Origin of the sequence: Aneurinibacillus tyrosinisolvens (assembly GCF_001015055.1) — a bacterium.
GTDB lineage: Bacteria > Bacillota > Bacilli > Aneurinibacillales > Aneurinibacillaceae > Aneurinibacillus_A > Aneurinibacillus_A tyrosinisolvens.
This window is the reverse complement of sequence record NZ_BBWZ01000029.1, coordinates 1-16,167: the sequence shown is the minus strand read 5'-3', so window position 1 is coordinate 16,167 and position 16,167 is coordinate 1. Positions and strand designations below refer to the sequence as shown.

Here is a 16,167-nt window from a genome sequence, read left to right as displayed (position 1 = left end):
CATGATAAATCAAGAAAAGCTTTCGATTCTCGGCGCAGGGACAATGGGCCATTCAATTGCGTTAACGGCCGCCTGGTCGAAGTTTGAAGTGAATGTATGGGGAAATGATGAAGCGGATATTGAACGCGGCCGAAAAGGTGTCCGGGACAAGCTTGGTGTCCTTCACCAGTACGGTGCAATTGAATCAGAGCAAGAATGCAGAGAAATTGAATCGCGCATTCATTTCATCCCGAATATGGAAGAATGCATTGCTGACGCTACCTTTATTATCGAGGCTGTGCCGGAAAACCTGGCGCTAAAGCAGGATCTCTTCAGAAAGCTGGATGCTTTATGCCCGGAAGGTGTCATTCTGGCCAGCAACACGTCAGGCTTGAGCCCCACAGAGATCGCTTTACATACGAGCCAGCCTTTACGTACGGTTGTGACACATTTCTGGAATCCGGGTCACCTCATTCCGCTTGTAGAAGTAGTAAGGGGAGAGCATACGTCCAACGAAACGGTACAACGCTCACTTGATCTGCTCCATGCAATGAACAAAAAACCCATTGTCGTGAAGAAGGATGTGCTCGGTTCTATCGGAAACCGCCTTCAGTATGCTTTGTTTAGAGAAGCGCAATATCTGCTTGAATCGGATGTTGCTTCTATGGAGGACATCGATGCAGCGGTTCGGTACAGCATTGGCCGCCGCCTTCCGGTTACAGGGCCGTTTATGAGCGCAGATATGGGCGGTTTGGACGTGTTTGATTCGATTTCAAGCTACCTGTTCCCAGATCTCAGCACGGCTCAGGCATCGATGGAAACGATGCGCGGGCTGGTGGATGAAGGCAAATACGGACAGAAAAATGGCGCCGGGTTTTATGAGTGGCCGCCCGAGTTTTCAGAGAAGATGAATCGTGAACGTGAAAGAGAACTCATTGAATGGGTTAAAAAAGATCTTCAGCAAAACAGTGACGAGAATTAAAACGTATGAAGAGCTATCTTTTTATTTTTTTAGCGATTTTGTATTTTGCAGTCGGAAACATTTTGTTTGCGGTTCCCAATAAGATTATGAACGGCGGGATGACGGGCTTAAGTTTGATGGGTTATTACCTGTACCATATCAATATTGGAGTCGGTATCTTTGTTTTAAACCTTCCGCTCTTTCTTCTTGCTTTTTTCTTCTATAGGGACTTGTTTTATAAATCCGTTGTGAGTATGGCTGTTTGCTCCTTGCTTATTGGCCTTCTGCAGGAGCCTCTGCTCCGTTTTGGGATTCACAACATTTGGATTGGGAGTATTGCGGGAGGATTGTCGATGGGGACCGCGCTCGGCATTCTCGCCAGGATGAACGCAAGCCTTGGCGGCGGCTCCCTCCTCGGGAAAATGGTCCATGAGCGATTCGGATTTTCTTTGAGCCGTTCGATTTTTTTGATTGATTCCTCTGTATATCCGTTAACTCTCTTTTTAATCGGAGCCACAGAGACGATTTTTTCGCTCGTGCTTACAGCGTTTAGTGCGCTGGGCGTTTATCTGGTAGGCCGTATTCCGTATCCGGCTTCTTCTCCTATGAGGGGTAGCGAGGAACAGATAGAGTCATTATAAGAAAAACACAGGCGCTTTCCTTATACACAAGGAGAGCGCCTGTTATCTTTTATTCATTTTTTTGAATACGCTTACACAATTCCCGCTTCAGACTCTTCCATTCGGTAAATTTCATTCATCGATTTCCCGCGTGCCCTCTCCAGCACATCCAGCCGTGTGCCTAACTGTCTGAGAGCAAAGTTTAAATATTCATCAGCATCTACACCGAAGGGCGGAATTTCGTAGTGAGCATAGTTATCCTCGATAAGCCCCATGGCCAGCGGCATTAATTCCGACATTCTCTGTGATACCAGATCGAATAAATCACCGTTTTCGCTAATCATACGCTGGAGCAGGAAGGTACCGTACCCGATATGGCGGGACTCATCCCGTTTGGCGTGCTCCAGCCCTTGCAACAGACCTGGCAGAACTCTGTTCTTCGCAGCCGACATGTGGAAACCGTGGTAGCCGGTCTCAGCAAGAACACCTTCTACAAACATATTATATGTCACCGATGCATTCACGATAGCTTCAGGTGAAGTATCGGTACGGAGCCGCTGCATAGCAGAAGGGAGCTCAACGGAGAAAATTCTGTTATAGTTTTCGGATGTATTCGGTGTCAGCATGTCCGTATGCCCGAGGCTGTCAAAGAACAGCCGGAAGAACTCAACATGCTTTGCCTCTTCAAAAAGGAAAGTGGTGAGATACATTTCCTCTTCCAGATGCCCCTGCTCTGCTACCGCCATCACAAGAGGCAGCAAATCGATCGTAACGGCCTCTTCTCCTGCCTGGAATTGAGAGAGCACTTGCAGGATAAAATGCCTTTCCTCATCCGTGAAATTCCCCCAGTCTTTTCTGTCCTGTGTGAAATCAATGGCGAGCGGGTCCCACTGGCCGAATTTCTTCGCTTTTTGGTACAGGCGAAAAGGAAGAGAGTCGTGCTTTAACCCCGTTGCTGTTTGGTAGTTCCTGTTCATAAACATACCTCCTTAGTTTTGGTATGTCTAGCGTAGCGAAAAAAGAATAGGGTTCCTATCCCGAAAAAAGCCGGGGGTAGACTCTACTGAATAATGCCCATGCGCAGAGCAACGGCTACAGCCTCCGTACGATTCCTCGCATTAAGTTTTTCTACGGCAGATGTAAGATAATCGCGTACCGTATAGTCGCTAAGCCTGAGGCTGGCCGCAATTTCTTTCGTACTCTCCCCCAGCGCCGCAAGCTGGATGACTTCCGCCTCCCGCGGGCTGAGCGGCCGCTCGTGCAGCCAGGACGAATACTCTCCATTATTTACTGTTTGCTGGTGGTAGATAACCCTCCCGATATGGTTGCCGAATTGCATACAAGCCTGGAGAATTTCGCCGGAAGGCTCAAAAAATTCGCCGCCGTGGTCCATGAGGGCAGCACCGATAATTTGATTGTCCGCGACCAACGGTGTGACGACGAGTGAGGTAAGGCCAAACTGTTCAATATACCGGGCCGGCAAGCCATTTAGGCGGGAAACCTCCGGAACATAGGCCGGCATTCTGGACGCAAGCACGAGCGGAGCGAAAGGGATATTGCTCCACGGCTCATGGATGCGTTTAATCAAGTCGTTGTTCAGATTATGTCCGACAATGCCGTAAAAGCTTTGTTTTTTAGGCGAGTAAGCGAACAGGCAGACACGTTTAAAATGAAGAAGCTCCGCGAATAAATCTGCTGCTGTTTGCAGCATCTCCGGCCTGCGGATATTGATCATATTCTCATATAGTCTGGAGAGTTTTTCATATAGAAAATGTTCATCCGCCAGTTTTTTCGGCGGATTATCCGAATGGAAAAGAAGGCGCAGGTTATGCAGGAACTCCCGCAAACAGGGAAGGGGGGCGAGGGAATGAAAGGAAGCTGCCTTTACCCAAATCTCATATTCCGATGTGCAGGGCAGAACAAGCGCTTCGGAAGGGGATGATTTTAGCTGCCCCAGATCTTCGAGAGAATAAGGAATATTCCCTGCTGCCCCAATGAGCGTATATTCCTTGCCGGTACGCTGAACAAGGGCAATCCATCCTATCTCCTCCGGCAGCGAAAAGGATTCAAATGCGGAAGCCAGATGTGCTGAATGAGCTAAATGATTGGCAATCAACATAACGTTCCTCCGTTTCGAAATGGTATAAATATTATCACAATATTACCACTATTTGGATAGTGCTAATCAGACCATTAAAAATGGCCTACCTGCCCCCCCAGTTTTACGGGATAGACCGGACGGTGTGGATATGAAAATATGAGAATAAGAAAGCGCTTTAATTACGAACGAAAGGAGAGAGAGAATGAAAGCAGCGGTTTTGCTTGATTATGAACAACCGGTTCAAACCCTTGACGTGGAACTTATGGACCCGAAACCGGGTGAAGTGCTCGTTAAGATGGCGGCTGCGGGGGTGTGCCACAGCGATCTGCATGTTATCAAAGCCGATCTCCCGCTCCCGGTTCCGCTTGTCTTAGGGCACGAGGGTGCGGGTATTGTGGAAGCGGTAGGCGATGGTGTAACCCGCGTAAAGCCCGGTGACCATGTGGTTCTGTCGTGGGTCCCTGAATGCGGAGAATGCTATTTTTGCCAGATTAGCCGGTATGATATGTGTGATTCGGCTGCTGCTTCAGCCCTTATGGGAGCGCAGCGGGACGGAACAACCCGGTTTCAGTTAGCCGGGGAAGAAGTATATCAATTTAGCATGACAGGGACCTTTGCGGAATATACGGTTGTACCGGAAGCGAGCGCCATTCCGATTCGAAAAGACGTTCCGCTGGAGCTGGCGGCACTTGTGGGCTGCAGTGTAATGACGGGTGTGGGCGCAGTTATCAATACGGCAAAGGTCCGTCCGGGAAGCAGTGTCGTGGTCATCGGTACCGGGGGTGTCGGATTAAACGTAATCCAGGGGGCGAAACTCTCGGGAGCGGAAAAGATTATTGCGGTGGATACGATGGACCGCAAGCTGGAAATGGCCCGGACGTTCGGCGCCACGCATACGATTAACGCCAGGGAAAAGGATGTCATTATGACCGTGCTGGATTATACGGATCAGCTGGGAGCGGAATATGCGTTTGAGGTCATCGGGCGTCCTGAAACGATCGCTCAGGCGTACAATTGCCTTCGTAAGACAGGAACGGCTGTTGTTGTTGGAATTGCCTCGCCGAACGAAGAAGTATGCATCAATGCGTTCTCTATCCCTTCCCAGGCGAAAACGTTAACCGGCACATGGTACGGACAGGGCAACCCGCGGATTGATTTGCCGAAGCTTCTGGATTTATACAAGGCCGGCAAACTGAAGCTCGATGAACTGATGACCAGGACATACGATTTATCGCAAGTAAATGAAGCGTTTCAGGATATGCTGGACGGCCAGGTGGCCCGGGGCATTATTAAATTCTAGAACAGGGAGGAAAAAACATGCCATTTTTTAAAGACTCAGAAGAACTGTACGACGTATTAGGAAATTACTTTAAATCGATTATCGATACAGAATCGGCAAAGGTGATTAACCAGGTCGGCGGACCGGTTCAATATGTGTACAGCAACCCGGAAGGAAAAGTGACCATGATGCCGGAAACAAACGGCGGAGAGGAAATGAACCTTATTCTTGGAGATACGGATGTTCAGCCCCTGCTTACATTTAAAATGAATGCGGACGTAGGGCACCGGTTCTGGCTCGGCAAGGTCGATCTCTCTCAGGCGCTGGCCCGTCAGCAAATGCAGGCGGTCGGGCCTCTTTCCAAAGCGCTTAAAGTTGTACCGGCCCTTCAGCCGCTGTATGGCATGTACAAAGACTACCTTGTGCAAATCAACAGGGAGGATTTAATTGAAGCCTAATAGAAGGGCGCCGGGAAACCGCCGCGCCTTTTTCCCGTCTTTCAGGTGAATGGACAGCTGCATGTATGCCAGTAACAAGGAGGGAAGCACATGGTGGAAACGAGTGCTATAAAATTTCGGAATCATCTATTTATAAATGGTGAATGGGTGCCATCGGTTTCTGGAAAAACCTTTCCTGTCTTTAATCCGGCAACCGGGGAGGTGCTTGTAGAAGTAGCTTTTTCCGAACAGGAAGACGTGAACCGTGCCGTTAAAGCGGCGAACGATTCTTTTATAGAGCGCAGATGGCTGGCAATGACCGTGCTTGAGAGGGGGCGTATCCTCTCTAAAGTCGCCCGGTTAATCCGCGAATCCCAGCAGGAATTGGCTACGCTTATCTCCCTGGAGAATGGGATGCCAATCAATACAGCTCTGTTTGTCGAGATTCCGCTCGTTATTGATACGTTTGATTATTTTGCCGGCCTTGCTTCCCAGGTAAGCGGGCAGACACTCCCTTTCAATATGACAGGGGGACCTCAGGAATATATGACGCTTACGTTAAAGGAGCCTATCGGTGTGGCCGGCCTTATCACGCCCTGGAATTTTCCGCTTCTTATGCCGGCATGGAAAATCGCTCCCGCGCTGGCAGCCGGGTGCTCTATCGTACTGAAGCCGGCTCCGCAAACACCGCTCACTGCCCTTAAACTTGCGGAAATTATGAGCGAAGCAGGTGTTCCGGAAGGGGTCATTAACGTTATACCCGGGGGCGATGAGGCAGGAAAGACCCTTGTAAGCCACCCCGATGTTCCCAAAATCGCCTTTACGGGAGAAACAGCGACAGGACGCCACATTATGGCTTCCGCAGCCCAGCACATTAAGCGTGTCACCCTGGAGTTGGGGGGGAAGTCGCCCAACATTATTTTTGCCGACGCAGACGTAGAAGAGGCGGTGTCCGGTTCGCTGTTCGGTGTGTTCCTCAATTCCGGACAGGTCTGCCAGGCGGGGACAAGGATATTCGTTCAGCGTGATCTGTATGAACCGTTTCTCACCCGTTTAACGGAGCGGACGGCAGGGCTAACGTGCGGAGCGGGGACGGATTTTGCAACCGACATCGGCCCGGTTATTAGCGCCGAACAGCTCGAAAGAATCGAGCATTACATCCGGCTTGGACAGGAACAGAGGGCACGCTTGATGACAGGGGGCCGAAAACCGGAGGGACTGCACGGCGGTTACTTTATTGAGCCGACTGTTTTTGCGGATGTTAGGCCGGACATGGCCATCGCAAAGGAGGAAATTTTTGGACCTGTCGTCTGTGTGATTCCTTTTGATACAGAGGATGAGGTTGTACAGATGGCCAATGATACGATATACGGGCTTGCCGCTGCGGTATGGACCCGTGACATTAAACGAGCCCTTCGAACGGTGAAAAGGATTAAGTCGGGAACGATCTGGGTCAACACGTACCAGGTTCTTACACCGACGGCCCCGTTTGGCGGATACAAGCAAAGCGGTTTAGGACGGGAACTCGGTGCGCATGCGCTGGACGCCTATTTGGAAACAAAAACGGTCATGGTTGATTTGAATGAAGCTCCAATGGCTTACTTCTAAACTATCTGCCTCTCCGGCAGGAGAGGAACGGTGAGGTGAAAACATCATGTATGGATTAAAAGAAAAGAAACCGGAAACACGCTCGCTCCAGGGCAAGCTGTCGGAAGAGCGAGCGAAAATCACCCCGGCTTCCAGGTTCCGTACGATTATTTCTGTTCTCGGAAAGCACGGCCTGCTTCATGTTTTCAGCACCCGTACAAACATGCGGGAAGTCGGAAAAAGGATGCGCCTTGCCTTTGAAGAGCTTGGCCCGACGTTTATTAAACTGGGCCAGGTGCTTGTTACACGGCAGGAACTGCTGCCGGCTGAAATTACTGAAGAGTTGAGTGCATTGCTCGATGAAGTCCCGCCTATGCCTTTTGAATCGATTGAGGCCATTCTCTCCGATGAACTGCCGAGCGGGATGGCGACATTCGAATGGATTGATTCAAGGCCTCTCGGTTCCGCTTCACTTGCCCAGGTGTACCGGGCCCGGCTGCGGGGAGGAAAGGAATGTGCCGTCAAGGTTGTCCGTCCGAATGTGGACCGCCTTTTCCAAACAGATATAGCCGTCATTAGAAAACTCGTAAAACGGGTGCAGCGGTTCCTTCCCCGCCCCCTCCAGGCTTCTGTTAATCTCCCGGATTTAATTAATGATTATTACAGCAGTTCACTAAGCGAGCTGAATATGGAGAACGAAGCGGCGGCGATGGAAGACCACCGAAAAATTGCCGAAGAGTTTGAAACGCTCCATGTTCCGGAAGTATACATGGTCACAAAAAAAGTGCTCATCCAGGAATTTGTTGATGGCTGGTCGTTAAAGGAGTTTCCCGTTGATTTCTTTACATTCGAAGAGCGCCTGCTCCGCATGACCGATCTCGCTCATTATTATATTAAAACCTTCTTGAATGGGTATTATCACGGGGACCCGCACGGCTCTAACATTCTTGTAGACAGGCATACGAAGAAATGCGTTCTCATCGATTTTGGGATGACGGGAAGAACGGACACCCTGCATACGGAGGCTCTATTCCGAATGATTATGCATATTCGGGTGAACCAGGCTGAGGACGCTGTGGAATGTGTTATGGATATACTTGACCAAACGATGTATACGGATCCGGTGAAGTTAAAGGATCAAATGCGGTCCATGATGATTCAGTATGTGAACAGCAACCAGGCATCCATTTACAACTGGGGAAACCTCACGATGTCCATTATTGCCATCGGCATGAAAAACTACTGCAAAATACCAACGGCCTTGCGCTGTGGGCTAAGGGGTTCTCGGCCGCGGAAGGAACCGCCCGCTGGCTGTGTCCGGAAATCAGCTTTCACAGCGTGGTAGAAACAGCGGATGTAAACATTATGAAGAACTGGACGGCGCGGCGGTTTAACTACCGTTCCAATGCGAGCCTTCTCACCGAAACATTTAAGCTCGTGGGAACCTTCCCCCGCAGGGTTAACAAAATTCTTGAACGGCTTGCCTGGAACCATATGAAATTTACGGTGGAAACGCGCATCAGCGAAAACTCCGCCGATGTGCTCAATAAAATGATCAATCGTCTCTCCCTTACCGGGTTGGCGGGAGCGCTTTTTATTGGCGGCAGCATTCTCCAGGCTTTCGCTGTAGGCAGGGTATCCGGTGCTCTGGTGCCATTTTTTGCCGATACTGCGCTCTTAGGTGCAGGCATTATTTCCGTATACCTTATTTGGCGGATTTTGCGTTCCAAGCGGGCCTGACACGAAAGAGAGGAGGAATCGGATATGGAGAAGGGCAAAAAAATGACGATGGAGGAGCGGATTCAAGCTTTCTACAAGCAGAGCGGCGGGCCGGGAAATCCGGATATCGAGCGGATTCTGGAGCACCACCTTCTATACGGCAAGGACCATGGGATGAAAGGAAAGAAGGAAACCGTGCAGGATGCGCTCCGCGATGCGCTTACGGAGGATAAATCCACTTCCCTTATCATTGACTGGCTCGCCGAGAAAAAAATCGAACGCATGTCCAGGCAATACCAGAAGGAAGAGAGATATAGCCAGATGGGAAAGGAAATCGGTCAGGGGCTTCGCGAAGGGATTGAGGTGATGTACAACAAACGGATCGATGATCTTGAAGTGGAAGTAACCCGGCTGCGGGAACTGGTACTGCGATTGACAGCCCGGCTGGAAGAGGTCGGTATTGCAGATGATAACAGGTACCGCAGGTTTCATGGCGATATTATATGAAAAGCATGAGACGAATTCCTACTTCAGGCATACGGCGACCCCGATAAAATAGCGCACGCCTTCCCTCGGCTGTTCAAAAGTAACACCCCGCTGGTAATAGAATTGGATTTCGGAGAAGGAGAAGGGAGCGAAAAGCTCCTTGAATTCTTCCGGCGTTAACTGGTGTACGTGAAAAGGCTCGCTTGTCTGCATGCCGCGCCCTCTTCCGAACGGAGTGGAGAGAACAAGCGTACCGCCGGGCTTTAGCATTTGATAGAGAGAATGGACAAATCGCCTGTCATCCTCCAGGTGCTCGATCGTCTCAAAGCTTAAAATCGTATCAAAGAGGCCGAGCCTGGCAGGAAGATCGGGGTCAAGGGCATCTTCTACGGCGTACGTTACTTTCTGGTGATTGTATTCTCTATTTGCATATTCGATTGTTTCCCTATCATTATCGACACCGATGACTTCTGTTATTTCCCGTTTTCTTTCTTTTGCAATCATATGGCAGCCATACCCTGTGCCGCAGGCAATATCCAGTACTCTGCCATGTATGTAAGGGGTGGCAAAATAATATCTTGCAATATGTTCGAGCAGCATTCCGTTTGTTGGCTTTAACTGTTTTGGAATTATTCTTTCTCCTGTCCATTCAAGCAACTTGATCACCGTTTTCCCTCTGATTTATATACGTACAGCGTACCTTATTTTTATTCGGTTTTCAAAAAGGAAAGCGTGCGGAACAAGAAGGGATCCTTGCTTCGCACGCTTTTTGCCGCTATACGGCTGCGAATCTCCCGCCTTACATAAGCGGGGGTTCGTCACGGCAGCCCGATACCGACGAGAAGGCCCGTTAATCCACCCAGGAACCCGCCGGTAACCGCCCCCGTCGCGAGTACCTTCAGAGCTTCCACAACATTACCCAAAAGGGATGGGGATTGAATAACAAATTGGGCATAGGAATTAACGTATATATGTAGAAGAAGTATGGAGTACAAGCAACTAGCAGGAGGGATCGTATGGAAGGGTGGAAGTGGAAGCATAACGAACGTGCAAGAGAAGAAGAAAATAAAGGATCGGTGGGGGCATTCTCAGTACAGGAAGCGAAAAAGGCGGCGGATTTTCATAAAAGCTTTGCCGGGTATGAAGCCACACCGCTGCGGGGGCTGCATAATCTCGCAAAGCATATCGGAGTTGCCGGCGTTTATGTGAAAGATGAATCGTATCGCTTCGGTCTGAACGCATTTAAGGTGCTGGGAGGCTCCTATGCTATCGGCCGCTACCTTGCAGACAGGCTCGGTATGGATATGAAGGATCTCTCTTTTGATCTGTTGAAATCTCCCGCTGTGAAAGAGAAGCTGGGTGAGATTACATTTGCTTCTGCCACGGACGGGAATCATGGAAGAGGGGTAGCCTGGGCCGCGCAGCAGCTGGGCCAGAAGGCCGTCATTTATATGCCGAAGGGATCTGCACAGATTCGGCTGGATAACATCAAGGCAACGGGAGCGGAGGCTTACATAACCGAGCTTAATTATGACGATACAGTGCGTTTTGTAAAGGAGAGTGCAAAGGAGAAGGGCTGGGTGCTCGTCCAGGATACAGCCTGGGAAGGATATACGGAGATTCCAACCTGGATTATGCAGGGATACATGACGATGGTATCGGAGTCCCTTCAGCAGTTGAAGGAGCAGGGCATTGAGAAGCCTACCCATGTGTTTATCCAGGTAGGCGTCGGTTCGATCGCCGGCTCCATTCAGGGATTGTTTGCTTCGTTATTTGGAGAATCTCGTCCGATCACTGCAATTGTTGAACCGGATAAAGCGGACTGCCATTATCTCTCCGCTGCGGCGGGCGACGGAAAGACCAGGCATGTGACGGGCAGAATGGATACGATTATGGCAGGGCTTGCGTGCGGGGAACCGAACCCGATTTCGTGGGCGATTTTGAACGATTATAGCGATATGTTTATCTCGTGTCCGGATTACGTCGCGGCCAGGGGGATGAGGGTGCTCGGGAATCCGCCTGGGGATGACCCGAGAGTTGTTTCCGGAGAGTCAGGAGCGGTGACCACAGGGATCCTCGATTTTCTTCTGAACGACCAGAATTTAGGAGAAGCACGCGAAATTATCCATTTAAACGATCGTTCAATTATTCTCGTTTTCAATACGGAGGGGGACACTGACCCGGAAAACTACAGGAAAATTGTTTGGGACGGTACATACCCGAATTACAAGGAAATGGAGTGATTTTGCAGTTTTCCCGCTCCCCTAAAGAAGCGGAAGAAAGCAGGAGACGGGGAAAATTCCCGGAAAACAAAAGTGGTTTCTCATCCTGCGATTATGCAAAAGTCCAGCCTTTGTCTTCTCTCTTCATCGCCCTTACTTCAGTAATTGCATCCGTGTTTAGCGGACCGTAAATATGAGGGTATAAATTTCCGCCTTTAGCCGTCTCGTATTTGACTTCAGAACGGACGTTCTTCTCGTCAATGACAAGTACAAGAAGTTGACCCGTGTACTGTGCATATACGCGGTTCGCTACCTTGAATAAAAGCTCATCCCCTTTGGTGGTGTGGATAAATCCTTCCTGCTCGTAGTCGCGGGGAACGTATTCTTCTTTGTTAACGAATTTCTCCCAGTATGATTGGGGGACAAGGCAATAAATAATGCTCATTGTTCGCTTCCTTTCGGTTTGCTTCATTTTTCATATCAAAGTTTATTTTATACATAAAACAGCCCGGATAATATCATTTTTTTGAAACCTTGAGGCTGTCCATTTCGTATGAAAAGGTAAATTGAATGGAAAAAGGGGACAAGACAATGTCTTTTTTAAAAGATCTTCTCAGGATGCTTACCGGCAAAAAGCATGGGGGCTACCGCCATTACAGCAGCAGTGATTACCGTCACAGAAGGCATTCAAACCATGGCCATTCGCATTACGGCCACTCCCATTACAAGAGAAAGCACTCAAGTTCAAGCCGCGGGTTTTTCAGCAGTTAGTTAAACGATAGTATTGTGTACGCTAGATCGAATCGGACAAAGCAGAAAAAGCCCAGGGAGCACCCCCGGGCTTTTTCTGCTTTTTTATCGGGTTGTTTTCGTAACGACAACTCCGACCGTTTCATCTCCTTTTCGGTAAACGGATAGAAGGCAGGATGGGCTCGTAGTACAATAGAGAAAACAGGAAGGAAAGGGAAGCTGCCTCATGAAGGAAATCATTCTTACTTCCCATACGCAGGAACAGTGGAGAAAGAGAAGACAGGAACTAACGGAATGGAATGAGCGCCCGAAGCAGCCTCGGAGAGCTAAAGCTTTGCTGCGTTTCGCTTCTGATTACGTAGATGAAGAAATGCACCCGGCCCTCGCATTATTAAATCAATTGGGCATCAAAACCGAGTATTCGTGTGCAGGGGTAAGCGTGCTTGACGATCCGGAAAGCCATTCGCTATATGCATATGTCACGTTCCCAAAAACGAACGACGCAGAGCCATTCATGCAATTTTTAATAAAGAAGATGCGGCACCGCCTTCTTGCCATTTATGAGCCTGAACGAAACCGTTATGATCTTTCTTCTTTTTACATTGGGCACAATCGTTCTTTTTGCCTTCTGCTCTACAGGTACACTCTGGAATGGAAAGAATATAGCAAAAGGGTATAATATAGAGATAAGAGAGCAGGAGAAATTAATTCAAGATGGAGAAGGAGGAGAAAAATGTCTACTTTGACTGAGGTAATGGCATATAATCAACAATTTGTTGAAACAGAAAAATACGAGGAGTTCCGAACTACAAAGTTCCTAATAAAGGCATTGTTATATTGACCTGCATGGATACGCGTTTGACCGAACTTCTGCCCAAAGCGATGAACCTGCGCAATGGGGATGCGAAAATAATTAAAGACGCGGGTGCCATGGTGCTTCACCCGTTTGGCAGCGTAATGCGGAGTATTCTTGTGGCCGTGTATGAGCTGCAGGCGAAGGAGGTATTTGTTATCGGGCACCACGACTGTGGGATGACAAGTCATCATGCTGATTCCTTACTGGAAAAGGCAAAGCAGCGCGGAGTGGGCCAGGAAGTGATTGATACACTGGTTAGTGCAGGAATTCAACTGGACAAATGGCTTGCAGGCTTTGATAGTGTAGAGGATAGCGTTAAAACGACAGTGCAAAATGTTAAAAATCATCCGATATTTCCGCAGGACGTTGCCGTACATGGCCTTGTTATTCACCCGGAAACCGGAAAATTAGATGTGGTGGTTAAAGGGTAGTGGCAAGCATTATTTTTTATTTAGTTGCGATTGTGACGGCAAATGTAATAACAGCGGCTTTTCAGCCGCTGCAAGTTATGGGCCTTATTATTCCCCCGGGTACATTGATTATCGGCCTCACATTTATCCTGCGGGATTTTGTCCAGCGTAGCTATGGGAGAAATAAAACGTATAGCGTGATTGTTCTTGCGCTTATCCTGTCCGCCATTACTTCAGCCCTTCTGGGTGACACGATGGCAATAGTGGCTGCCTCGGCCTTGTCATTTGCTTTATCTGAAACGGCCGACACGGAAATTTATACGCGCTTGCAGGGCTCTTTTTCCCAGCGTGTTTTATACAGCGGAATTGTCGGCGGGATTCTGGACAGTACGGTGTTTGTTATTATTGGATTATCTCCTATCGGTGCCGGGTTTCTTCCGTGGGCGGCCGTTCCGATGGCTATCGCCGGGCAGATTCTCGCTAAGGTGGTCATGCAGGGACTGGGCGCTCTGGTTATTAAAACGAATTTCGAAAAGCAGGTTGGCCTGTAAGATTATGAAAAGAGCGGAGAACACGCTGTGGCGTGCCTCCGCCTTTTTTATTTTTCTGGAGGGAGCAGCTAAAGAAATATCAAATTGTCTTATTCATTTGGCTGGCTTGTATTATAATTATAAATATTTAGACTGGTTATAAACGATATAATTTGCATTATTTATAGACAAAGAAGGAGTGGTCTTTTGAAGATAGATATTTGCAGGTTTAATGACGGAGCAAAAATCGTATGGCAGGAAACGGCGGGACTGGCTATTGTAACGATAAAAAGAGAGAAAGTAAAAAACGCGCTGACACCGGAAATGTGGAAAGTCTTAGCGGAAATCGGACGGAAGATTGAAAAAAACGGACAAATTAAAGTCGCCATTCTACGGGGAGAAGGCCCGCAATTTACCGTCGGCTCGGACATTAAGGCATTCCACTCAATGTCCATTGAAGAGGCGAACGAGGCGTTTGGTTTAATGGAGGAGGCGATTTCTACGTTTGAGTATCTTCGCATTCCAACCATCGCCGTGATAAATGGTCCTGCAATGGGGGCTGGACTTGAGCTTGCTCTTTCCTGCGATATTCGAATTGGCACAAAGGACGCGCTTATGGGCATTCCAATTGGGAAGCTCGGCATCACGATTAGCCAGCGGTTCGCCCAACGCTTGGTTCATCTTATCGGTCCAAGCCGCACAAAGGATTTGATTTTTACCGGGCGCTCTTTCAAAGGAGACGAAGCATATGGAATGGGGATGCTCAATTATATAACGAGCAATGAAGAACTTGATGGATTCATTCTTGAAATTGCCGAGAAAATTAAAAAGGCTTCAAGAAATTCACTGCAGGCAGCGAAGGAAGCGGTGGCACGGTGTGTTCCTTTTACAGAAGTAGCGTTCGGGCACAGGGGATATCCGCAATATATCGACCCCGTCGATTTTCCGGAAGGGGTCGCCGCTTTCGTTGAAAAAAGAGAACCCAAGTTCAAAAGCTGACCCGAATATTTATAAAAAATTTACAAAAAAGCAGCCCTTTCTCCTGTGGCGAACTCTACAATTGGTGGTAAGACGAATAAGATAAGATAAGCCGGAGAGGAGGAGGAAGGATGACGAAAAGCCAATTCTCAGTATTATCCTGTGCAGGAAGGAAAAATGTTCGAATCTCTGTGTGGGGTTTTGCAGCGGCTAGGAATAAATCATTTGCCTTTGATGTAACGTAATAAAAGGACTATCTCATACACATACGAGATGGTCTTTTTTACTTAGATTAGGAACGGAGTGGAGCGGTCAATAAAAACCTGAGCAGGAGGTCAATTGATGATTAACAAAATGTCCTATGCTGAACAAGGCGTATTTTATAACATAAGTGAGCGTTTCAATCAGTTTGATGATGTGTTTGCGCGTATCCTACGCTTTACCGAGCAGGATCCCCTTGCGCGTTATTCTATGGCCATTGGGACAGATTCGCAGGCGTACAAAAATTATACAAAGTTCACCTCAGCCATTCTGATTCATCGAATTGGGAAGGGTGCCTGGGGCTGCTTGCGGGACTACATAGTTCCGAGACGCATTAAAAGCCTTCGGGAAAAGATTTCACTTGAGACATCCTTAAGCGAGGAAATTGCGTATTATTTTACCCCTGAGATGCTTGGGTCCATATCGGATATACTGCTTCCCAACCTGGATAAAGGAGCCGACTTCAACCTGGCCATTCATCTGGACATTGGTAACCAGGGAGCAACAAAGGAATTAATCAAGGAAATGGTCGGACGGGTTAACGCAATGGGATTAGAGGCAAAAATAAAACCGGAGTCTTATGTAGCCTCCTGTTACGCAAACCGCTACACAAAAGTAGGCTCGACGTTAAAGGTAAGGGCTAATTAGGTCGTCTTTACTTACGGAGAAAAAGGTAACGAAGTGTGGTTTTTGAAGGTCAAATTCCTGTAAAATGGACGGGGAATGGCCTTCTTTAACATGGGTTTAAATCCCTTCCCTGATTGCTGAAAAAATATATTGCTTTTTGTTTATTACCTGTGCTATATTAATTCTTGTCGCTGCTAGTCCTTCACTAAGGTGGATAGGGATGAAGAAACAGCGCAGAATATAGAGTAAGTAATGTTCCGCAGTAGCTCAGTCGGTAGAGCAATCGGCTGTTAACCGATCGGTCGCTGGTTCGAGTCCGGCCTGCGGAGCCACCTTTTTTCAAAGGTGAATAAGGAAGTTCTCC

At 48.4% G+C, this 16,167-nt stretch carries 18 protein-coding genes, 1 tRNA gene and 1 pseudogene; 16 read left to right on the top strand and 4 right to left on the bottom strand.

Annotated features, from left to right (window positions below):
• Position 1 precedes the first annotated feature (1 nt).
• A complete protein-coding gene (locus MBEAL2_RS20080) occupies positions 2-961 on the top strand; it encodes a 3-hydroxyacyl-CoA dehydrogenase family protein (RefSeq protein ID WP_052947861.1) in 960 nt (319 codons plus the stop codon).
• A gap of 5 nt (positions 962-966) precedes the next feature.
• A complete protein-coding gene (locus tag MBEAL2_RS20075; protein ID WP_047154037.1) occupies positions 967-1,581 on the top strand; it encodes a YitT family protein in 615 nt (204 codons plus the stop codon).
• Between the two features lie 71 nt (positions 1,582-1,652).
• Here the strand turns inward: MBEAL2_RS20075 and MBEAL2_RS20070 are convergent, their stop codons facing one another.
• Positions 1,653-2,537, bottom strand: coding sequence for a R2-like ligand-binding oxidase (locus tag MBEAL2_RS20070; RefSeq protein ID WP_152667865.1), 885 nt, complete (start codon positions 2,535-2,537; stop codon positions 1,653-1,655).
• A gap of 83 nt (positions 2,538-2,620) precedes the next feature.
• Complete coding sequence (locus MBEAL2_RS29535) at positions 2,621-3,679, bottom strand: LuxR C-terminal-related transcriptional regulator (protein ID WP_052947860.1); 1,059 nt, start codon at positions 3,677-3,679, stop codon at positions 2,621-2,623.
• A 184-nt stretch (positions 3,680-3,863) separates the two neighbouring features.
• Between MBEAL2_RS29535 and MBEAL2_RS20060 the strand changes: the two genes are divergently transcribed.
• The 6 genes from MBEAL2_RS20060 (at position 3,864) to MBEAL2_RS20040 (ending at position 9,190) form a co-directional block, all read left to right on the top strand.
• Complete coding sequence (locus tag MBEAL2_RS20060; protein WP_047154035.1) at positions 3,864-4,961, top strand: Zn-dependent alcohol dehydrogenase; 1,098 nt, start codon at positions 3,864-3,866, stop codon at positions 4,959-4,961.
• Between the two features lie 17 nt (positions 4,962-4,978).
• On the top strand, positions 4,979-5,398 hold the full coding sequence (locus tag MBEAL2_RS20055) for a hypothetical protein (protein ID WP_047154034.1): 420 nt from the start codon (positions 4,979-4,981) through the stop codon (positions 5,396-5,398).
• A 90-nt stretch (positions 5,399-5,488) separates the two neighbouring features.
• Positions 5,489-6,985: an aldehyde dehydrogenase family protein gene (locus tag MBEAL2_RS20050; RefSeq protein WP_047154033.1), complete on the top strand. Its 1,497-nt coding sequence runs from the start codon at positions 5,489-5,491 to the stop codon at positions 6,983-6,985.
• A 46-nt stretch (positions 6,986-7,031) separates the two neighbouring features.
• On the top strand, positions 7,032-8,309 hold the full coding sequence (locus tag MBEAL2_RS20045) for an ABC1 kinase family protein (protein WP_236692950.1): 1,278 nt from the start codon (positions 7,032-7,034) through the stop codon (positions 8,307-8,309).
• Between the two features lie 20 nt (positions 8,310-8,329).
• A complete protein-coding gene (locus MBEAL2_RS33035) occupies positions 8,330-8,704 on the top strand; it encodes a hypothetical protein (RefSeq protein ID WP_236692949.1) in 375 nt (124 codons plus the stop codon).
• Between the two features lie 24 nt (positions 8,705-8,728).
• Positions 8,729-9,190 carry a hypothetical protein gene (locus tag MBEAL2_RS20040; RefSeq protein ID WP_047154032.1) on the top strand — a complete coding sequence of 154 codons (462 nt, stop codon included), beginning with the start codon at positions 8,729-8,731 and terminating at the stop codon, positions 9,188-9,190.
• An 18-nt stretch (positions 9,191-9,208) separates the two neighbouring features.
• Here MBEAL2_RS20040 and MBEAL2_RS20035 read toward each other — a convergent pair whose 3' ends face one another.
• Complete coding sequence (locus MBEAL2_RS20035; protein ID WP_047154080.1) at positions 9,209-9,826, bottom strand: class I SAM-dependent methyltransferase; 618 nt, start codon at positions 9,824-9,826, stop codon at positions 9,209-9,211.
• Positions 9,827-10,185: 359 nt separating this feature from the next.
• On the opposite strand from MBEAL2_RS20035, the gene dpaL reads away from it, so the two are divergent.
• The gene (gene dpaL / locus MBEAL2_RS20030) at positions 10,186-11,412 is read left to right on the top strand and encodes a diaminopropionate ammonia-lyase (protein WP_047154031.1); all 1,227 of its coding nucleotides are present in this window, start codon (positions 10,186-10,188) and stop codon (positions 11,410-11,412) included.
• Between the two features lie 91 nt (positions 11,413-11,503).
• Here the strand turns inward: dpaL and MBEAL2_RS20025 are convergent, their stop codons facing one another.
• The gene (locus tag MBEAL2_RS20025) at positions 11,504-11,836 is read right to left on the bottom strand and encodes a DUF952 domain-containing protein (protein ID WP_047154030.1); all 333 of its coding nucleotides are present in this window, start codon (positions 11,834-11,836) and stop codon (positions 11,504-11,506) included.
• A gap of 146 nt (positions 11,837-11,982) precedes the next feature.
• Here MBEAL2_RS20025 and MBEAL2_RS20020 point away from each other — a divergent pair, with 146 nt between their 5' ends.
• From MBEAL2_RS20020 to MBEAL2_RS19990, 7 genes and pseudogenes are all read left to right on the top strand, one after another.
• Positions 11,983-12,162, top strand: coding sequence for a hypothetical protein (locus tag MBEAL2_RS20020; RefSeq protein ID WP_047154079.1), 180 nt, complete (start codon positions 11,983-11,985; stop codon positions 12,160-12,162).
• A 205-nt stretch (positions 12,163-12,367) separates the two neighbouring features.
• Positions 12,368-12,820: a hypothetical protein gene (locus MBEAL2_RS20015; RefSeq protein WP_047154029.1), complete on the top strand. Its 453-nt coding sequence runs from the start codon at positions 12,368-12,370 to the stop codon at positions 12,818-12,820.
• A gap of 54 nt (positions 12,821-12,874) precedes the next feature.
• Positions 12,875-13,428: pseudogene (locus MBEAL2_RS20010) on the top strand (beta-class carbonic anhydrase).
• Positions 13,428-13,958 carry a VUT family protein gene (locus tag MBEAL2_RS20005; protein WP_236692948.1) on the top strand — a complete coding sequence of 177 codons (531 nt, stop codon included), beginning with the start codon at positions 13,428-13,430 and terminating at the stop codon, positions 13,956-13,958. Before MBEAL2_RS20010 ends, MBEAL2_RS20005 begins: the two are co-directional and overlap by 1 nt.
• Before the next feature lie 186 nt (positions 13,959-14,144).
• Entirely contained in the window at positions 14,145-14,936 is a 792-nt protein-coding gene (locus MBEAL2_RS20000) for an enoyl-CoA hydratase/isomerase family protein (RefSeq protein ID WP_047154028.1), read from the top strand.
• 321 nt (positions 14,937-15,257) lie between these two features.
• Positions 15,258-15,824 carry a ribonuclease H-like YkuK family protein gene (locus MBEAL2_RS19995; protein WP_082130059.1) on the top strand — a complete coding sequence of 189 codons (567 nt, stop codon included), beginning with the start codon at positions 15,258-15,260 and terminating at the stop codon, positions 15,822-15,824.
• A 235-nt stretch (positions 15,825-16,059) separates the two neighbouring features.
• Positions 16,060-16,135: transfer RNA gene (locus MBEAL2_RS19990), tRNA-Asn, on the top strand.
• Positions 16,136-16,167 lie beyond the last annotated feature (32 nt).